Genomic DNA, 18,995 nt, shown 5'->3' with positions numbered 1-18,995 from the left:
AGATGGGCGCCCAAACTGTTAAGCCTCTCTGGTAAGGAGCTGAAAATGGCACTAATCGTCAACACCAATATTGCGTCGCTCAATGCTCAGCGCAACTTGAGCACGTCCAACGCGGCACTGTCGCTCTCCCTGCAACGCCTGTCTTCCGGCCTGCGCGTCAATAGCGCCAAGGATGATGCCGCCGGCATGGCTGTAGCCGAAAGCATCACTAGCGGGGTTCGCGGCAACACCCAGGCTATCCGCAACGCCAATGACGGCATCTCGGTCGGCCAGACAGCTGAAGGCGCCCTGGGCCAAATCGCCAACAACCTGCAACGAATTCGTGAAATTTCCGTACAAGCGGCCAACGGTTCCATCAGCGACAGCAACCGTAGCCAGCTGCAGAAGGAAGTGGATCAGCTGACCCAGGAAATCAGCCGCATCGTTCAGACCACAGAGTTCAATGGCACCAAGCTACTCTCTGGGGCAGCCACCATTACCTTCCAGATCGGTTACAGCGGTTCCGCCGACAACCAAGTCTCCATTTCTACCACTGACCTAGCCCAGGCAGGCTCCGCAGGCCTCAATGCCTTCAGTGGCAGCCTCACCGCCACGGGCACCATCAACGTCACTACCTCCGGTGGCGCCTCCGCAGCCCTCAGCCAACTGGACGCCGATATCGCCCAGGTAGCCAACCTGCGCTCCACTTACGGCGCGGTGCAGAACCGTTTCGAGGCCGTCATCTCCAATCTGCAAAATTATGTGGAGAACCTGACGGCATCCCGTAGCCGGATCATGGATGCTGACTTCGCATCCGAATCTGCCCAACTGACCCGCAATCAGATTTTGCAACAGGCCGGTACGGCAATCCTTGCCCAGGCCAACACCGTTCCGCAACAGGCCCTAACGCTACTGCGAGGCTGATAAGCGGCGGATTCGCCGCCCCTACTACCAGAGACGCTTCGGCGCCGCCTTTTCCCAACCCCACATCCGGGTGGAGAAAAGTCGGCGCCTTTTTCTTTGTTTCACCCCGACAAAAATATTCGCTAAAAAGACTAAAGTTCCTCCAAGCGCCTCCGATAACTGAGACAAAGGAGGCGCAATCCCGCCCCCAAGGTTTTACCCAAATGGGTAAATAATCAATGGAACCAAGGAGATAATCATGCCTTTGATCGTCAACACCAATATTTCGTCGCTGAACGCACAACGGAATCTGGCCACATCCAACGCCTCTCTGGCTAATTCCCTGCAGCGCCTGTCCTCCGGCCTGCGCGTGAACAGCGCCAAGGATGATGCCGCCGGTTCCGCCGTTGCCGAAGGCTTCACCAGCGCCATCCGCGGTGGCAACCAGTCCATCCGTAACGCCAACGACGGCATTTCCGTCGGCCAGACGGCTGAAGGTGCCCTGGGCCAGATCGCCAACAACCTGCAACGTATCCGCGAAATCGCTGTGCAAGCCTCCAACGGCTCCATCAGCGACACCAACCGCAGCCAGCTGCAAAAGGAAGTTGACCAGCTGACCCAGGAAATTAGCCGTATCGTTCAGACCACCGAATTTAACGGCACCAAGCTGCTCTCCGGTGCATCCACCATCACCTTCCAGGTGGGTTTCAGCGGCTCCTCCGACAACCAGGTTAGCGTCACCACCACTGACTTGGCTCAGGCCAACTCCGCCGGTCTGAACTCCTTCAGCGGCAGCTTGACCGCAACCGGGACCGTGACTGTGACCACCTCCGGTGGTGCTTCCGCAGCTATCGCTAAGCTGGATCAGGATATTTCCCAGATTGCCAACATCCGCGCCACCTTCGGTTCCGTGCAAAACCGCTTTGAGGCGGTAGTGTCGAACCTGCAGAACTACGTGGAAAACCTGAGTGCATCCAAGAGCCGGATTATCGACGCTGACTTCGCAGCCGAAACTGCTCAGCTGACCCGTAACCAGATTCTGCAACAGGCCGGCACGGCAATTCTGGCCCAGGCCAATACGGTGCCCCAGGGCGCGCTGACCCTCCTGCGCTAAACCGCATTAGATTAAAGCACTAGCAGTACTGGCCGGAGGGGTAGCGAGCATCGCTCGAAGCCCCTCCGGTTGTGCCGTATAAAGGAGCTGGAAATGACTATCCAACCTTTGAACAACAGCAGCCCCCCTACCTACCCCACTCAAACGGCTAACCGTTCGACTGGCAATGCTGCCGCTGCCAAACGCGAAGTTCCCTCGGACACTTCCACTCCCGATACAACGAAAAATGCCACTGTCGCTGAGCAACAAAAACCAATAGAAGAAAAAGAGGCCTTACAGGAAGCTACGCACAGAGCCAATCAGACCGTCGCAGGTCTTAGAAGCGACCTTCAGTTCTCCATTGACAACGATACCGGCGCCAGTGTCGTAAAGCTCATTGATGTAAAGACTAAAGAAGTAATTCGTCAGATTCCGGCACAGGAAATGCTTGTTATCGCAAAGCGGCTTGATGAACTGAAAGGTTTGTTAATCAAAGAGCGCGCTTAAAAATATTTCGTCATGCGGCATAACGGAGAACGATCATGGGCATTTCAAGTGCGGGCGTTGGTTCGGGACTCGACGTCAACAGCCTGGTAAGCCAGCTACTTCAACTTGAGCGCCAACCGCTCAATTCGCTTTCCAAAAAGAAGCAAGAAGTTAATGATCAGTTGAGCGCTTTTGGGAAAGTCAAAAGCGACCTAGACGCGTTCAAAACCGCTATCGGCACTCTAAAGCTGGACTTGGATTTCGCCGCCGCAAAAGCCACATCAACCAATACCGGCATAGCCACCGCAACGGCAGCAAATACAGCCAAGCCAGGGACCTACGACATCAAAGTCAGCCAGTTGGCCCAAGCTGGCGTCAAATCTATGTTGGCTGGGGTCACCAATCCCAAATCAGCATTTACGCCCGCGGTTGCCGGCACGTTCAACTTTAGTGTTGGCAGTGGCGCATCACAAAAGACCTTCAATGTCACTCTTGACGGCAGCGAATCCCTCGAAGGAATTCGGGATAAAATCAATGCCGCCACAGTTACAACTGATGGCAAAACAGCAACCCAGACCTTGGCTTCAGCCAGCATCATTAACACTGGAACATCTGCTGCCCCATCCTACAAATTAGTCATCGCGTCCACCGGACAGGGCACAGACAACGACGTCGTCATCGACAACAACCTAAAGACTGCTTTAGGTGGCTTTGATGAAACGAAGCAGGCTGCGAAAAATGCTCTGTTTTCAGTGAATGGTCTAGATATTGAGCGCTCGACCAACAGCATCACCGACGTAATTGATGGCGTCACTTTGAACCTGGTCAGTGCAGACAGCAGCAAACCATTTAGTCTGACGGTAGCCCGAGACACAGAGGCCATCACCAAAAAGATCAACGACTTCATTTCTGCCTACAACAAGCTAGCCAGCACGGTAACCACCCAGCATCAAAAAGGCGGAACGCTTGAAGCCGACAATTCTGCAACATCGGTTATTTATCAATTGCAGAACATCTTTAATCAACCGGCAAAAATTGCCGGAAATGATCTGAACTACTTAGCTCAAGTCGGCATTAGCTTTAAAAAAGACGGTACGCTGTCCTTGGACAGCACAACGTTTGCCAAAGCACTGGAAACCAATTCCAGTAACGTCGTTTCTCTTTTCACAGATACCGAACACGGCTTTGCGCACCGTCTCTACGATACTGCATCTAACATGCTGTCCAATGACGGTTTAGTGGATGCTCGAATTAAAGGTCTCAACTCCCGGATCAAAATGTTTGATACCAATATGGAACGGGAAAATGTCAGGCTCGACAATATGGAAACGCGTCTACGCCGCCAGTATGCAAATCTGGATTCCACACTGGGAGTTATGAAGAACACCAGCAGCTATCTCTCTTCGCTCCTACGTTAAGATGATGATCCAGCGCTTCAGAAAGGTATCGCATGTTTAACCAAGGGGTTCGGGCATACGCCCAAGTGAAGGTCGAAACGGCTGTGAGTACGGCCAACCCCGTCCAGTTGGTCGTCTTGCTCTATGAAGGAGCCATCTCAGCCATAGCCTCTGCAAAAGGGGAAATGGAAAGACGAAACATCGCCCAGAAAGCACAATTTCTCAATAAGGCAATCGACATTATCGAAGGCCTGAGAAATGCACTGGAGTTCAGTCAAGGAGGAGACATTGCTGTATCTCTCAACGACTTGTATCTCTACATGGTGCAACGCTTGAGCACCGCCAACCTCAAGAACGACCCGGTTATCTTAGATGAAGTGACAGCACTTCTGCGGGAATTACTGGGTGCGTGGGAAGTGCTGGCCAGGGGTGCGACAAATGGCCTTGATGGCGACAGTACTACCCCTAGTGACGGCAATGTTCTGACCAGGGCCTAAAAATGGCAAGCGGCGCAAAACTCCTCGCTCTGTACGATGCGATTCTCGCAATATCCCAACAAATGCGAGAGCACGCCCAAGCTGACGAATGGGATGCTCTGGTAGATAAAGAACTGGAAAGGCGACAGCTGGTGGCCGCCTTGCGTACCGAATTAGAAATAGCCCCGTCTCCTCTGAACCCGGCAGAGCAAACGCAGTCAGAGACGACGATCAAAGCCATTCTTTCTCTGGATGAAGAAACCAGGAAATTGGCCGAGCGCTGGATGGGAGAATTGGGGGAGAAGCTCGGCAGCATCAAGACTTCCAGACGCCTCCAAAATACCTATCTGGCGCCGTAAGCCAAATTCCCAGGGGCTTCACGGCAATGACTCTCACCAGAGTCTAATTTGAGACTCATGCCCCTGCCATGATTCCGTCTGACCTCGTCAATCTCCCGCGCGTTCGGCTAGATGCGGCAATCCAACAGGTCGCACCAAGCCAGGCGGTATCCGACCTACTCTCCGAACTCGTTCCCGGGCAAAGGATTCTGGCCGACATTCAAGCGGCTCTACCGAACGGGACATATCGCGCAATGATTTCCCAGCGAGAGGTAACGCTGGCACTTCCTTTCTCAGCGAAAAGTGGTGATTCGCTGGAAATGGAAGTGGTGGAGAACAATGGCCGAACAGCTCTCGCCGTCATTGCAAATCCCAAACAGGCGGCTACTGCAGAAAGCTCCGCTGCCACCTCCCTCAGCCGCACCGGCCAACTTATTGCCACACTGCTGGCGGATGTTCCGGACAAGTCCAAAGGGCGCGCGACTCCTCTTAGCGGAAATCAGCCGCTTCTCGCCAACCCCAAACTCCCCGCAGAGCAACTTGCGCCACTGCTCAAGCAGGCCATCAGCAGTAGTGGCCTGTTTTACGAGGCACACCTGGCCCGCTGGACGAATGGGCAGTTAAATCTAGCAGAACTGCTCAAGGAGCCACAGGCACAGGCAGGAGCCGCCTATTTGGCTCAAGCCCCCCTCCCCAAACCGGATGGAAAGCCCTCCCTCGCCCCACAGGCCCAGCTGCCCCCAGCCACCAACACACCAGCCCCCCTGGCAGTTACGCCGAAGCCAGCGGGAATGTCGGCTGAAGCTGCCAACCTCACCCCAGCCCAGACGCCTTCCAGCCCCCCCCCACCAGCCACCAGCCTAGCCCCTTCTGGTCTCGCCGCCGACCTAGCTCCCCTAATCCGACAACAACTTGAATCCCTAGCCAGCAACACTTATATCTGGCACGGCCAAATCTGGCCTGGACAGGAAATGTTATGGGAAATGGTGGAAGAAGATGGTCGAAATGGGGCACAGGATGAAGGCGGCGAACCGGCTAGTACATGGAACACCCGTCTGCGCCTGAATCTCCCCCATCTGGGGGAAATTCAGGCTCGTATCGGACTGACAGGTCACCAGATTTCGCTGCATTTGACCGCGACCAATCCCGAAACCCGGGAACAACTGCGCGGTCACGGTCAGGGACTTGCCAGCCAGTTTGAGGCAGCCGGACTCACCTTAGGCGGCTTCATGGTGGATAAGAATGAACCAGACGCCACCCCCTGAGGACCGCCGTAGCGCAGTCGCTCTGGCCTATCTGGAGACCGATGCTGCCCCCAGGGTGGTCGCCAAAGGCCGGGGAGCGGTGGCCCAGGCCATCATCAACCGCGCCAAGGAACATGGGGTCTATGTGCATGAATCGCCCGAGCTGGTGGCCTTGCTCATGCAGGTGGATCTGGACGAGCGCATCCCCCCTCAGCTCTACCGAGCCATCGCCGAACTGCTGGCCTGGCTCTATCGACTGGAGCACGGCGACAACTCACCACCACCGTTATTCCAAGCCCCAAGGGAGCAAACTGAGTAATAATGCAATTCTCTAGTTTGCTGCTTTTGTTTACACTTCAGCCTTGCCGAGAAAACCGAATAAACCATGACTGACAAGGCAAGCGAGCCCTTAGAGCCGGAAGCCCATCCTGTGCCACACCACCTAGACGTCGAAGACGACGACAATTACAGTCGCTACCTGCTTTACTCCAAGGCAGAAATTCTTTTCGTACTCAAGGCGCTGGTGCAAAAAGGGGTGATGATCACCGTTTATTTTGACGGTGGTAACTCCTTCCTGCTCACCTCGTTGAACCACATCGGTGCCGACGGGAATTCCCTGATATTCGACTACGGCAGCGACGACGAAATGAATCGCCGCGCCCTGCAGGCCGACAAGCTGGTATTCACCACGACCCTGGACAAGGTCAAGATTCAGTTCAGCCTGAAAGGCCTTACGCAGACGACCTTCGAGGGGCGAACCGCCTTTGGCGGCAAGCTGCCCGAGACCCTGCTGCGCCTGCAGCGCCGCGAGTATTACCGCCTTACCACCCCCATAGCCAATCCCATCAAGGTATCGGTGGACGTCATTCTGGCAGACGGCACCAAGACCACTATCGAAGCCAACATGCTGGACATCAGCGGTGGTGGTATCGGTCTCATGCTGCCATTGTCCCTGGGTGAAACCTTTGCCATCGGCAATGTTTTCCGCGACTGCAAGTTCACTCTGCCCGAGGAAGGACAGCTGGTCACGGCCCTTTCCGTGCGCAACTCGTTCCCGGTAACCACCAAGACCGGCAGTCAGTACCTGCGCATCGGTTGCGAGTACGTTGATCTTCCGGGAACCCGGCTGACCATGATTCAGCGCTACATCACCCGGATCGAACGGGAGCGCAAAGCAAGAATCAGCGGCCTCGAATAATCAGCATCAGATCACGCAAAAGCAAAACGCCCCTGCTGGGGCGTTTTGCTTTTGCGCATTCAAGATTAGTTATACCTGAATATTCATCACATCCTGGTAGGCGGAAACCAGCTTGTTGCGCACCTGGACCATCTCCTGGAAGGAAACGTTGGCCTTCTGCAGGGCGATCATCACTTCATGCAGGTTGGTATTGGAATCCCCGGCGGAGAAATCCTGAGCCATGGACTGGGCCTGTTGCTGGGCCGAATTGACCTGATCGATGGAATTCTTCAGCACCTGGGCGAAATCGCCCCCCCCGGCCGACGCGGCAGCGTTATCCACCGACTTGGCGGCAGCGGTCCCTGCGGTGCTCCGCAGCTGACTCAACAAATTATCAATACCTTTGGTGTCCATGTGCTTCTCCAACAGTCACCAGCGTTATAGCAAAAGACAGGCCAACCTGAAAGCTATTCGTTCAAATAACCGGCCAAACGGTACTGCCTGAGCTTATGACGCAAAGTCCGCTCGGAAATTCCCAGTTTTTCAACCGCCAGTTTGCGGGAGCCCCCCACCGAGGCCAGCGTCTCGAGGATAAGCTCCCGTTCCCAGTCCTTAATACTATCGGCTTTTTTCCCGCCGGACTGAAGGGCTCCGTCCTCCTCGACCGATATGGCCTGCGGTACCTGCGGCGCCAGCTGGGGCGCCTCCATCATGACAGGAGGCGGCGGCACATAGGCCGACGCCGCCGCGGCCGGAGCACCGGGACGGGCCACCAGATGCAGATGTGCCGCATCCACCTGGTCCCCGGGCGCCAGGATCAGGGCCCGCTGCATCACATTGACCAGTTCCCGCACATTACCCGGCCAGGAATGGACGCGCAGGGCCCGTTCGGCCGCCGGCGTCAGCAGGAGGCCGGGGCGGCCAGATTTGCCGCCCTGATCGGCAAGAAAATGCCGGGCTAGGGGCACCACATCGTCCGGCCGTTGCCGCAAGGCGGGAATCAGCAAGGGGAAGACATTGAGCCGGTAATACAAATCCTCGCGGAAGATGCCCTTGGCCACTGCCTCGGCCATGTCCCGGTTGGAGGTGGCCACCACCCGGATGTCCAGGCGCACCGGCTGCTTGCCGCCGACCCGCTCCACTTCCCGCTCCTGCAGCACCCGCAGCAACTTGGCCTGCAGCGCCAGGGGCATTTCCGTCACTTCATCCAGCAGCAGGGTGCCGTTCTGAGCCTGCTCGAACTTGCCGGCCTGGGCCTGATTGGCACCGGTGAAGGCGCCTTTTTCATAACCGAAGAGGGTCGCTTCCAGCAGGCTTTCGGGGATGGCAGCACAATTGATGGCGACAAAGGGTCCTTTGCGCCGGGCGGAATGGTTGTGGATGTAGCGGGCCACCACTTCCTTGCCCACCCCGGACTCCCCGGTGAGCAGGACGGTGGCGTCGGTCTGGGCCACCCGGGCGGCCAGGGAAAACAGGTTACGGGAAGCGGCATCCACCGCCACCACGTCGGAATCCTCACCCATGGCCGGCAGGCGGTAACGGGCCACATGCTCGAGCAGGGCCTTGGGCTCGAAAGGCTTGAGGAGGAAGTCGCAGGCCCCCGCCCGCATGGCCTCAACTGCACGGTCCACATCGGCAAAGGCCGTCATCAGCACCACCGGCAGGTGCGGATACTGGCCACGGATTTCCTTCAACAGGGTGATGCCGTCCATGGGCTCCATGCGCACGTCGCTGACGACAATGGCCACCGGCCGTTCGGCCAGGACCTTCAGCGCTTCCGGGCCGGAGGCTGCCGAGAGGACAGCCTCACCGGCCAGTTCCAGGGTATCCACCACTGCTTCCCGCAGGTTGGGATCGTCCTCGACGACCAGGATGGGCAGGTTGTTCGCCATCTGCTTTCTAGCTTTCCACGACAAATTGGCTTGCCGGCCCCGCCGGCAACTCCAGGGTAAATTCCGAACCTTCTCCGGGCTGGGAGCGGACACTGATGGTTCCGCCATGGGCCCGGGCAACACCGAGAGCAATTGCCAGGCCAAGTCCGGTTCCCTGGCCCCGGGTTGTGAAAAATGGCTCGAAAATCCGCGCCTGGGCTTCGGGGGCAATGCCAGGCCCGGTATCGCTAACGGCGATGTAACAGCGCCCTTCGCTTACCCGGGCCTGCAGCAGCACCCGGGGCGGGCGCTCGGTCCGCCCTTCCACCACCTGCAGGGCATTTTCCAGCAGGTTGGTCAGGGCGCCGGCAATGGCCTTGCGCGCTCCCATCATTATAAAGTCGCCGACCTCGGCCTCCACCCGGAAATCCACGCCATGGCGCTTCATCAACGGCTCCACGGCCTGCACTGCCTCGGTCACCAGCGCCGCCACCGGAATGGCTTCCCGGCCGATGCTTTCACCCCGGGCAAAGAGCAGCACGTCCTGGATCAGGCGCTCCAGGCGCTTCAACTGCTCCGTCGCCTTGTCGGCAAAGCGGGTCCGGGCCTCGGGCGCCAGTTCCGGCTTGCCCAGATTGCTGCTGTACAACAGGGCCGTGGCCAGAGGCGTGCGCAGCTGATGGGCCAGGGAGGCGGCCATCTCACCCATGGCCGCCAGGCGCTGATTGCGCTCCAGGTTGGCCTTCATTTCATGGGCATGAGTGATGTCGTGCACCAGGAGAATCTGGCCGCCGGCGGAATCCAGGGGGCTTTTGGCAATGCTCACCCGCCGGCTGCCGACCTGCCATTCATCCGGCGCCCCGGTGGGCACCAGGGCCTGGCCGGAGACCCGGGACCAGCCCTCGCCCACCAGATCCTGGCCGAACATGGCCTTGGCTGCCGGATTGGCCTCGGTCACCAGAAAAGCGCTATCCAGCACCACCACCCCTGCCGGCAGAGCATTGAGCAGCAAGGACAGACGCTCGGACAAAGCCTCCTTTTCCTTGTACTGACGCCGCAACTCGCCGTTGGCCACCGCCAGTTCGGCCGTCAGGGAGGCCACCCGGCCCTGCAGGGCATCGTAGGCCTGGGTCAGTTCCTGGGAAACCTGATTGAAAACGTCGAAGGCTTTTTGGAGTTCTTGGGCCTTGGCGTCCGGGCGCTCCTGCACGGGTTCCGGCAACGATGGGGACATGGGAAAGAAGGCGAGAGTTGATTGCAATAAGCGGATACAATATAGAATATTTCTTAGAAATTTTCGCTTTTTGCTTGATTAGTATCTGACTTCCCGGCCCAGCGCCCCTCCTCAGTCTCTGCAAACACATACTATCGATGGCGGCAACCCAGGACACTGTAGATACCACGGCCTCCCAGCCAGGCAACAAGATCAGCGAAAAGCTTCGCGAAGCCCTGGGCCGGCTGACCAACCAGCAAAAGATCGCCCTCATGGTGGCGGTCGCCGCCATCGCCGCCCTCATCATGGGCACCATCCTGTGGAGCCGCCAGCCCGACTACAAGGTGCTGTTCAGCAACCTGTCGGAAAAGGATGGCGGCACCATCATCACCGCCCTCGAACAGCTCAACGTTCCCTACAAGTTCACCGAGGGCGGCGGCGCCATCCTGGTGCCCGGTGAAAAAGTCCATGAAGTCCGTCTGCGCCTGGCCTCCCAGGGGCTGCCCAAAGGCGGTGCCGTCGGCTTCGAGCTGATGGAAAACCAGAAGTTCGGCATCAGCCAGTTCGCCGAACAGGTCAATTTCCAGCGCGCCCTGGAAGGGGAACTGGGCCGCACCATCCAGTCCGTGGCTGCGGTCGAGTCCGCCCGGGTGCACCTCGCCATCCCCAAGCCTTCCGTATTCGTCCGGGAAGAACAGAAACCCACCGCCTCGGTCATGGTGCACCTCCACCCCGGCCGCACCCTGGAGCCCGCCCAGGTGGCGGGCATCGTGCATCTGGTGTCCTCCAGCGTGCCCCAGCTGCCCATGTCCAACGTGACGGTGATCGACCAGAACGGCAACCTGATTTCCCAGCTGAAGAGCAAGCTGATCGAGGCCGGCCTGGACCCCACCCAGATCAAGTACGTCCAGGAAGTCGAAGCCAGCGTCATCAAGCGTATCGACGACATCCTGGCACCGGTGGTCGGACCGGGCAACGCCCGGGTCCAAGTGGCAGCGGACATCGACTTTTCCCAGACCGAACAGACGGCCGAGAGCTACCGCCCCAACACCACCCCGCCGGACATCAGCATCCGCAGCCAGCAGACCTCCGAAACGGCCAACGTCAATCCGCCGGCCCAGGGCGTGCCGGGCGCCCTGACCAACCAGCCGCCGGTGCCGGCTACCGCCCCCATCACCTCGCCGCCCGTGGCCGGCCAGGCGACGGCCCAGACCGGCGCCACCAACGGCCAGCCGCCCCCACCGGGACAGATCAACGCCGCCGGCGTGCAGGCCCCCATCTATTCGGCAGGCCAGCCCATCAACACCCGCAAGGACTCCACCATCAACTACGAGGTGGACAAGACCATCAAGTACGTCAAGCAGTCGGTGGGGGTGATCAAGCGGCTGTCGGTGGCGGTGGTGGTGAACAACAAGAAGGACACCGCCAAGGACGGCAAACCCACCACCCGCCCCCTGACCGAAGCAGAACTGAAGCAGATCAACGATCTGGCCCGGGAAGCCATGGGCTACGCCAAGGAGCGCGGCGACACCCTCTCCGTGGCCAATGCCGCCTTCACCGCCGTGGAGAAGGAAGACAACGAGCCGCCCCTGTGGAAGCAGCTGGCGACGCCGGAAATGGGCAAGGACCTCTTGAAATATCTGCTCATCGGCGCCATCGTTGCCTATATCCTGCTGGCTGTGGTGCGCCCCATTCTGCGCACCATGTTCCCGCCCCCGTCGCCGGAGGTCGAGGAGGAGGAAGGGGAAGAAGGCGAGGAGGACGTCGAGGTGGATCTCACCGCCATGGGCGGCGATCTCATCCTGGCCACCTACGAAGGCAAGATGCAGAAGGCGCGGGAAATCGCCCACGCCGATCCCAAGGCTGTGGCCAACATCATCAAGGATTGGATGGGCGTAAATGCCGGCTAGCGAAGATGGCCTGGAAAAGGCCGCCATACTCCTGATCGCCCTGGGCGAGGAAAACGCCGCCGCGGTGCTGCAGCAGCTCGGCCCCCGGGAAGTGCAGAAGCTCGGCCACGCCATGGCCACCCTGCGTACCGTGCCCCGGGCCCGGGTGGAATCGGTGCTGGAAGAATTCCACACCATCCACCACGAACATGCCGCGGTGCACGTGGATACGGATGCCTACATCCGCAATGTGCTGACCAAGGCCCTGGGCGACGACAAGGCCTCCAACCTCATCTCCCGCATCCTCCAGGGCGGCGAGACCTCGGGCATCGAAGGCCTGAAGTGGATGGATGCCAGCACGGTGGCCGACCTGATCCGCAACGAGCACCCCCAGATCATCGCCACCATCCTGGTGCACCTGGAGCACGACCACTCCAGCGAAATCCTCAGCCTGTTCCCGGAACGGCTGCGCAACGACGTCATCCTGCGCGTCGCCACCCTGGAAGGGGTACAGCCGGCGGCCCTGAAAGAGCTCAACGACGTCATGCTGCGCCTGCTCTCCGGCTCCGCCAACATCAAGAAGTCCGCCATGGGCGGTGTCCGCACCGTGGCCGAGATCCTCAATTTCATGGGCTCGGCCAACGAAACTTCGGTGATCGACTCGGTGCGGGAATACGACCCGGACCTGGCCCAGAAGATCCTCGACGAAATGTTCGTCTTCGAGAACCTGCTGGACCTGGACGACCGCAGCATCCAGCTGCTGCTGCGTGAAATCCAGTCCGACTCCCTCATCCTGGCCATGAAGGGTGCTTCCGAGAACCTGCGCGAGAAGATTTTCAAGAACATGTCCCAGCGGGCTGCCGAAATGCTGCGGGAAGACCTGGAGGCCAAGGGCCCCGTGCGCATTTCCGAAGTCGAAACCGAGCAGAAGGAAATCCTCAAGATCGTTCGTCGCCTGGCCGACGAGGGCCAGATTGTCCTCGGCGGCAAGGGCGGCGAAGAGATGATCTAGCCGTAGAGTGACCCCCGAACTGCCATGACCGCCGGCTACATCCCGAAAGAAAAGCTGACCGCCTACGAGCGCTGGGAGCTGGCCGCCTTCGACGAGCCGGAGACGCCCCCAGCCCCCGAACCGGAGCCGGAACCGCCGCCCCCGGCCGAGGAGCCGCCGCCCCCGGCCGAGGAGCCGGAAGAGACCATTCCCTTCCCCACGGCGGAAGAGATCGAGCGCATCCACACCGAGGCCCACGAGGCCGGCTACAACGCCGGCTACGAGGAAGGCGCCGCCCGCGCCAAGGCTGAGGCCGAGCGCCTGGACAACCTCATTCACAGCCTGGCCCAGTCGCTGCAGGTGCTGGACCAGGACATCGCCGACCAGTTGCTGGGACTGGGCCTGGAAATCGCACGCCAGGTCACCCGCAGCGCCCTCAAGGTCAAACCGGAACTGCTGCTGCCGGTGGTCAGGGAAGCCCTGGCCGCCCTGCCCGTCAGCCATGCCCATCCGACCCTGACCCTGCATCCGACGGATGCCGCCCTGTTGCGCGAGCACCTGGGGGAACAGATCAGCCACGGCGGCTGGCGACTGCTGGAAGACCCGGACATGGAAGCCGGCGGCTGCCGGGTCCAGGCCGGCGCCAGCGACATCGACGCCACCCTGGCCACCCGCTGGAAACGGGTCCTGGAAGCCATCGGCACCGAGCAGGACTGGTTCCAGGGTTAAGCCCGGAGCACCTCCTTGAGCACCCCGCCCCCCTCCTCCCTGGCCGTGTGGCAACAGTTCCTGGCGAACTGCACCGAAGCGGCCGGCAATACCCACCCCCTGATGCCCGCGGGTCATCTGACCCGCATCAACGGACTGGTGATGGAGGCGGCCGGCCTCAAGCTGCCCCTGGGCAGTTCCTGCCGCGTCCTGCCGCCGGGCGGTTCGCCGGTGGAGGCGGAGGTGGTCGGTTTCAACGGCGAGAAGCTCTTCCTCATGCCGTCGGACGACGTCTATGGGCTGTCTCCGGGTGCTGCCGTGGTGGCCCTGGAAACCCCCTCGCCGCCCCCTCTGGTCGGCAAGCCGCCCCCCTTCCGCCGCCGTTCCGTGGACAAGGCCAAGCTGGTTCCGGTCGGCATGGGTCTTCTGGGACGGGTGGTCGATGGCGCCGGCCGTCCCCTGGACGGCCTCGGCCCCCTCCATGCGGAAGCCCTACGCCCCCTGCACAGCCGGCCGGTGAACCCCATGTCCCGGGCCCCCATCAGCCGTACCCTGGATGTGGGCGTGCGCGCCATCAACGGCCTGCTCACCGTCGGCCAGGGCCAGCGGATGGGCCTCTTCGCTGGTTCCGGCGTCGGCAAGTCGGTGCTGCTGGGCATGATGGCCCGCTATACCGAGGCGGAGATCATCGTCGTCGGCCTGATCGGCGAACGGGGCCGGGAAGTGAAGGAGTTCATCGAGCAGATCCTCGGGGAAGAAGGCCGGCGCCGTTCCGCCGTCATCGCTGCCCCCGCCGACACCAGCCCCCTGATGCGCCTCCAGGGAGCCGCCTACGCCACCTCCGTGGCCGAATATTTCCGCGACCAGGGCAAGCAGGTGCTGCTGATCATGGATTCACTCACCCGCTATGCCATGGCCCAGCGGGAAATCGCCCTGGCCATTGGCGAGCCCCCGGTGACCCGGGGCTATCCGCCCTCCGTCTTCGCCCGCCTGCCCCAGCTGGTGGAGCGGGCCGGTAACGGCCCGGACGGCGGCGGTTCCATCACAGCCTTCTACACCGTCCTGGCGGAAGGGGACGATCAGCAAGACCCCATCGCCGACTCGGCCCGAGCCATCCTCGATGGCCACATCGTGCTCAATCGCCAGCTGGCCGACGCCGGCCACTATCCGGCCATCGACATCGAGCAATCCATCAGCCGGGCCATGGTAAACCTGATCACCCCGGCCCAATTCGACCTAGTACGGCGTTTCAAACAGCTCTATTCCCGCTACCAACGCTCCCGGGACCTGATCGCCGTCGGCGCCTATGTCGCCGGCTCGGACCCCATGGTGGACCAGGCCATCCAGCTGATGCCCCTGCTGGAAAAATTCCTGCAACAGGACCTCTCCGACCGCTCCAGCATTGAAGCCACCCTGGCCATGCTGCAACAGATATTTCCAAGCATCGGCTAGTTTCCCTTTCCCCATACTCTAGAATGGGGAACATGGACTGGAACCGCCAATGACCAAGCCTTTCACCCTGCAACCCCTGCTGGAACTGATGCAGAACCGGGCCGACGAAGCCAGCAAGGAACTCGGCCGGCGTATTGCGGCCGAGCAGGACACCAAGGCCAAGCTGAACATGCTGATCCAGTACCGGGACGAGTACGCCGAACGCTTCCGCCAGGCCTCGGCCCAGGGCCTGAGCCCGGCAGGCTGGCGCAACTTCCAGGAATTCATCGGCCGCATCGATGAGGCCATCGCCCAGCAGCGGGTCGTGGTACTGACCTCGGAACAGCACACGGCCGCAGGCCAGGCAGAATGGCTGGCCCACCACCACAAGCTGAAAGCCATCGACACCCTGGCCGAACGCCATCTGGCTGCCGAACTGCAACGGGAAATGAAGCAGGACCAAAAGCAGCAGGATGAATTTTCGGCCCGCAAGGCCCGTTCCGATCAATCCGACGCAGCCTGACTCCCTGGCACAGGGATTGCTCATCCATCGACAGTTCCGATTTGCGGATGAGAGATAACCATGCCCAGCCCCGCCGTTGCCGCCCCCGTCAATATGCCTCCCGCCATGGCAGGGGCCGCCAATGCTGCCGCTGCCGCTTCTAGTGCCAGCAACAGCGGCGATGCCTCGGCTTCGGCGGCAATCAATGGCCCGATTGGCGCCGATTTCGCCGCCCTGCTCCTGGCCCAGATGGGTACTGCGTTAGAAATGGTGGCGGGTGGCGACATCGCCGCCAATACCGAGTCCGCTGAATTGACGGAAGAAACAACCGACCCCACCGCCAACGCCAGCGACATGTCGGCATTGTTTGCCGCCCTCGCCTTTACGCAGACCCAGCCGACAACACCGGCAGCCCCGATTCTGGCCAAGGAAGCCGGCAACGGCCCGCTGACAGCGCCGGAACTCAAGATCGGCGAAGGCACCGGTAGCGCCAAGGGAGCCGATCCCCTGGCAGCACAAGCAGAGGGTGGAGTGCCATCCCCGGTCATCGGCGGTAGCGCTGCGGAGAACAGCGGCAACGATTTTGGCAACAAGCCTGGCGGCAAAGCGGCAAACATTGCCGCCTTCGACACCACGCTGAAGCAAATCGAGGCCAAAACGGACATTTCCGCCCCCGTGCTGCCGGATGCGCCGCCGGCCGTGCATGCCGCCCATCAGGCCCACGGCAGCGCCAATACGACTTCCTCCGTGACCCAGGCCCGGGTCGACACGCCGGTGCGGGACCCGGCCTTTGGCCAGGAATTCAGCCAAAAAATCGTCTGGCTTGCCGGCCAGGACAAGCAGTCCGCCCAGCTGACCCTGAATCCGCCCCAGTTGGGACCGGTGGAAGTCAGCCTGAAGATCAGTGGCGACCAGGCCACCGCCGTCTTCTCCTCACCCCACGCCGAGGTGCGTGAAGCCATTGAAGCCGCCCTGCCCCGTCTGCGCGAAATGATGGGCTCGGCCGGTCTGGAGTTGGGACAGGCCAACGTCAGCAGCCAGTCTTTCCAGCAGCAGCAACAGGAACAGGCCGCCCAGAACCAGGCCGGCGCCTCCCGGGGCGGCAGCACAGGCGGTATACTTGCGGAAGGTGGCAATGAACCGGCTGCAACTACAGGCACCGTGATTCGCCAGAGCAACGGCCTGGTGGACACCTTTGCCTGAGACAGACGGCCCTGCCGATAAAAACACGACCGCCAAAGCGGCATGACAAATAGAGGAGTCCACTATGGCGAAAGCCGAGGCCAAACCGGCCGCTGAAGGTGAACAGGCGCCAAAGAAAAAGGGCAAGCTGCTCATCATCATCATCGCTGCTGTCGTCCTGCTCGGCGCCCTGGGCGCGGGGGCCTTCTTCATGCTCGGTTCCTCCAACCATGATGAGGACGAAGAGGTTGCCGCCGATGCACCCAAGGCCAAGAAGAAGAGCGGCAAGGAATCCCCGCCCGTCTATGTGGCCCTGGAGAACTTTACGGTCAATCTGGTGCCCGACCAGGGAGAGCAGTATCTCCAGGTGGCGGTATCCATCGAACTGGGCGATGCTGCGGCCGGTGAGCAGATCAAGCTGCACATGCCCAAGTTACGCAACAAGGTGATGCTGCTGCTGTCGAGCAAGAAAGGCTCCGACCTGGTTTCCAAGGAAGGCAAGGAAACCCTGGCCGAGGAAATGAAACAGGAAATGAACGGCGTTCTCGACCCTGCAGGCAAGGGCAAGGACGGCCCCATCAAGGAAGTGCTTTTCACCTCCTTCATCATTCAGTAGAAACCGGAACCCAATGTCCCAGGATTTCCTGTCCCAGGAAGAGGTCGACGCCCTGCTCAAGGGTGTGACCGGCGAAAGCGACGAACCGGAGCAATCCGGCGACGCCGAGGCCGGCGTTCGCGCCTACAACCTGGGCACGCAGGAACGCATCGTGCGTGGGCGCATGCCCACCATGGAGTTGATCAACGAGCGCTTCGCCCGTTATCTGCGCATTGGCCTGTTCAACTACATGCACCGCAACGCCGAAATTTCGGTGGGCCCCATCAAGGTGCAGAAGTACAGCGAGTTCATCCGCAATCTGGTGGTGCCGACCAACCTCAACCTGGTGTCGGTCAAACCCCTGCGCGGCACGGCCCTGGTGATCTTCGATCCCAACCTGGTGTTCCTGGTGGTGGACAACATGTTCGGCGGCGACGGTCGCTTCCATACCCGGGTCGAAGGGCGGGACTTCACCGCCACCGAGCAGCGCATCATCCAGGGCATGCTCAACGTGGTTTTCGGCGAATACGAGCGTTCCTGGAAGCCGGTGCACGAACTGAAGTTCGAGTACATCCGCTCGGAAATGAATTCCCAGTTCGCCAACATCGCCACCCCTTCCGAAATCGTCGTTTCCACCTCCTTCACCCTGGAATTCGGCGGCGCCACTGCCGACATGCACATCTGCATGCCCTATTCCATGGTGGAACCGATCCGGGACCTGCTCTACAGCACCATGCAGAGCGACCAGCTGTCCACCGACAAGCGCTGGGTGGGCACCCTGCGCCGGCAGTTGCAGACGGCGGAAGTGGAGCTGGTGGCAAATCTGGCCCATGCCACGGTTTCGCTGCGGCAGGTACTGAAGATGAAACCGGGCGACGTCATTCCGGTAGTCATTCCCGAAGTCCTGAACGTGGAGGTCGATGGTGTCGCCATCATGGAATGCAAATACGGCCAGCAGAGCAACCAGTACGCTCTCAAGGTAGAACGATTCATCGCGGCGGACAACCCCGACGCCCCGCAGGGAGAAGCCAATGGCTGACGAAAACACCGAGAACCCCCAGGACGCGGCCGACGCCATCGGCGAAGACGATTGGGCCGCCGCCATGGCCGAGCAGGCCATCGCGGAAAGTACCCCGGAAACCCCGGCAGCCCAGCCGGCCGACATCTTCCAGTCCTTCGGCGGCGCCGATGCCCAGAGCGGCATGATGCGCGAGCTGGACATGATCCTGGACATCCCGGTGCAACTCACCGTGGAGCTGGGCCGGACCAAGATCACCATCAAGAACCTGCTGCAACTGGCCCACGGCTCCGTGGTGGAACTGGATGCCCTGGCCGGCGAACCCATGGATGTGCTGGTCAACGGCACCCTCATCGCCCAGGGGGAAGTGGTGGTGGTGAACGACAAGTTCGGTATCCGCCTGACGGACATCATCACGCCCTCCGAACGCATGCGCAAACTGGGCCGCTGACCCCGCCAGCCACCGTTTCGGCGCCGAACCGCCCTCATCCACAGGTGAGCG

21 protein-coding genes are annotated in these 18,995 nt (G+C 60.6%); 18 read left to right on the top strand and 3 right to left on the bottom strand.

The window, feature by feature from the left end; genetic code table 11:
* Nucleotides 1-45: 45 nt before the first annotated feature.
* From AZSP09_RS17380 to AZSP09_RS17340, 9 genes are all read left to right on the top strand, one after another.
* Complete coding sequence (locus tag AZSP09_RS17380) at nucleotides 46-903, top strand: flagellin N-terminal helical domain-containing protein (protein ID WP_152090761.1); 858 nt, start codon at nucleotides 46-48, stop codon at nucleotides 901-903.
* A 238-nt stretch (nucleotides 904-1,141) separates the two neighbouring features.
* Nucleotides 1,142-1,996, top strand: a complete 855-nt coding sequence (locus tag AZSP09_RS17375) for a flagellin N-terminal helical domain-containing protein (RefSeq protein ID WP_152090760.1) — start codon at nucleotides 1,142-1,144, stop codon at nucleotides 1,994-1,996.
* Nucleotides 1,997-2,089: 93 nt separating this feature from the next.
* Complete coding sequence (locus AZSP09_RS17370; protein ID WP_152090759.1) at nucleotides 2,090-2,482, top strand: flagellar protein FlaG; 393 nt, start codon at nucleotides 2,090-2,092, stop codon at nucleotides 2,480-2,482.
* Between the two features lie 35 nt (nucleotides 2,483-2,517).
* Nucleotides 2,518-3,879: a flagellar filament capping protein FliD gene (fliD, locus tag AZSP09_RS17365; protein ID WP_152090758.1), complete on the top strand. Its 1,362-nt coding sequence runs from the start codon at nucleotides 2,518-2,520 to the stop codon at nucleotides 3,877-3,879.
* A 32-nt stretch (nucleotides 3,880-3,911) separates the two neighbouring features.
* Nucleotides 3,912-4,355, top strand: coding sequence for a flagellar export chaperone FliS (fliS, locus tag AZSP09_RS17360; protein ID WP_152090757.1), 444 nt, complete (start codon nucleotides 3,912-3,914; stop codon nucleotides 4,353-4,355).
* A gap of 2 nt (nucleotides 4,356-4,357) precedes the next feature.
* Complete coding sequence (locus tag AZSP09_RS17355) at nucleotides 4,358-4,693, top strand: flagellar protein FliT (RefSeq protein WP_152090756.1); 336 nt, start codon at nucleotides 4,358-4,360, stop codon at nucleotides 4,691-4,693.
* Nucleotides 4,694-4,761: 68 nt separating this feature from the next.
* Complete coding sequence (gene fliK, locus AZSP09_RS17350) at nucleotides 4,762-5,937, top strand: flagellar hook-length control protein FliK (protein ID WP_152090755.1); 1,176 nt, start codon at nucleotides 4,762-4,764, stop codon at nucleotides 5,935-5,937.
* Complete coding sequence (locus AZSP09_RS17345; protein ID WP_014236861.1) at nucleotides 5,915-6,235, top strand: EscU/YscU/HrcU family type III secretion system export apparatus switch protein; 321 nt, start codon at nucleotides 5,915-5,917, stop codon at nucleotides 6,233-6,235. The genes fliK and AZSP09_RS17345 overlap by 23 nt, the downstream gene beginning before the upstream one ends.
* Nucleotides 6,236-6,301: 66 nt before the next feature.
* Entirely contained in the window at nucleotides 6,302-7,114 is an 813-nt protein-coding gene (locus AZSP09_RS17340; protein ID WP_152090754.1) for a flagellar brake protein, read from the top strand.
* 69 nt (nucleotides 7,115-7,183) lie between these two features.
* On the opposite strand, the gene fliE is transcribed toward AZSP09_RS17340, so the two are convergent.
* From fliE to AZSP09_RS17325, 3 genes are read right to left on the bottom strand one after another with little or no spacing between them, the layout of a single operon-like run.
* Nucleotides 7,184-7,507 (bottom strand): flagellar hook-basal body complex protein FliE, encoded by a 324-nt coding sequence (gene fliE, locus AZSP09_RS17335; protein WP_152090753.1) that lies wholly within the window; start codon nucleotides 7,505-7,507, stop codon nucleotides 7,184-7,186.
* Nucleotides 7,508-7,560: 53 nt separating this feature from the next.
* The gene (locus tag AZSP09_RS17330; RefSeq protein ID WP_152090752.1) at nucleotides 7,561-8,985 is read right to left on the bottom strand and encodes a sigma-54-dependent transcriptional regulator; all 1,425 of its coding nucleotides are present in this window, start codon (nucleotides 8,983-8,985) and stop codon (nucleotides 7,561-7,563) included.
* Nucleotides 8,986-8,992: 7 nt separating this feature from the next.
* Nucleotides 8,993-10,198 carry a sensor histidine kinase gene (locus AZSP09_RS17325; RefSeq protein ID WP_014236841.1) on the bottom strand — a complete coding sequence of 402 codons (1,206 nt, stop codon included), beginning with the start codon at nucleotides 10,196-10,198 and terminating at the stop codon, nucleotides 8,993-8,995.
* Between the two features lie 137 nt (nucleotides 10,199-10,335).
* Between AZSP09_RS17325 and fliF the strand changes: the two genes are divergently transcribed.
* From fliF to fliN, 9 genes are all read left to right on the top strand, one after another.
* The gene (gene fliF / locus AZSP09_RS17320; RefSeq protein WP_152090751.1) at nucleotides 10,336-12,087 is read left to right on the top strand and encodes a flagellar basal-body MS-ring/collar protein FliF; all 1,752 of its coding nucleotides are present in this window, start codon (nucleotides 10,336-10,338) and stop codon (nucleotides 12,085-12,087) included.
* Nucleotides 12,077-13,078: a flagellar motor switch protein FliG gene (gene fliG, locus AZSP09_RS17315; protein WP_014236839.1), complete on the top strand. Its 1,002-nt coding sequence runs from the start codon at nucleotides 12,077-12,079 to the stop codon at nucleotides 13,076-13,078. The genes fliF and fliG overlap by 11 nt, the downstream gene beginning before the upstream one ends.
* Nucleotides 13,079-13,102: 24 nt before the next feature.
* On the top strand, nucleotides 13,103-13,786 hold the full coding sequence (locus tag AZSP09_RS17310) for a flagellar assembly protein FliH (RefSeq protein ID WP_152090750.1): 684 nt from the start codon (nucleotides 13,103-13,105) through the stop codon (nucleotides 13,784-13,786).
* A gap of 15 nt (nucleotides 13,787-13,801) precedes the next feature.
* Complete coding sequence (gene fliI / locus AZSP09_RS17305; protein WP_014236837.1) at nucleotides 13,802-15,217, top strand: flagellar protein export ATPase FliI; 1,416 nt, start codon at nucleotides 13,802-13,804, stop codon at nucleotides 15,215-15,217.
* 49 nt (nucleotides 15,218-15,266) lie between these two features.
* Nucleotides 15,267-15,719: a flagellar export protein FliJ gene (gene fliJ / locus AZSP09_RS17300; RefSeq protein WP_014236836.1), complete on the top strand. Its 453-nt coding sequence runs from the start codon at nucleotides 15,267-15,269 to the stop codon at nucleotides 15,717-15,719.
* A gap of 60 nt (nucleotides 15,720-15,779) precedes the next feature.
* Nucleotides 15,780-16,901 (top strand): flagellar hook-length control protein FliK, encoded by a 1,122-nt coding sequence (locus tag AZSP09_RS17295; protein WP_152090749.1) that lies wholly within the window; start codon nucleotides 15,780-15,782, stop codon nucleotides 16,899-16,901.
* Nucleotides 16,902-16,965: 64 nt separating this feature from the next.
* Nucleotides 16,966-17,496: a flagellar basal body-associated protein FliL gene (fliL, locus tag AZSP09_RS17290; RefSeq protein ID WP_014236834.1), complete on the top strand. Its 531-nt coding sequence runs from the start codon at nucleotides 16,966-16,968 to the stop codon at nucleotides 17,494-17,496.
* A 13-nt stretch (nucleotides 17,497-17,509) separates the two neighbouring features.
* On the top strand, nucleotides 17,510-18,514 hold the full coding sequence (fliM, locus tag AZSP09_RS17285; protein ID WP_014236833.1) for a flagellar motor switch protein FliM: 1,005 nt from the start codon (nucleotides 17,510-17,512) through the stop codon (nucleotides 18,512-18,514).
* Nucleotides 18,507-18,944 carry a flagellar motor switch protein FliN gene (gene fliN / locus AZSP09_RS17280; RefSeq protein ID WP_014236832.1) on the top strand — a complete coding sequence of 146 codons (438 nt, stop codon included), beginning with the start codon at nucleotides 18,507-18,509 and terminating at the stop codon, nucleotides 18,942-18,944. The genes fliM and fliN overlap by 8 nt, the downstream gene beginning before the upstream one ends.
* Nucleotides 18,945-18,995: the final 51 nt, after the last annotated feature.

This window comes from Azospira sp. I09, from assembly GCF_009177135.1.
In the GTDB taxonomy this organism is placed as follows: domain Bacteria; phylum Pseudomonadota; class Gammaproteobacteria; order Burkholderiales; family Rhodocyclaceae; genus Azospira; species Azospira oryzae.
The sequence above is the reverse complement of the archived record's forward strand: the minus strand, read 5'-3'. Positions and strand labels throughout refer to the sequence as shown.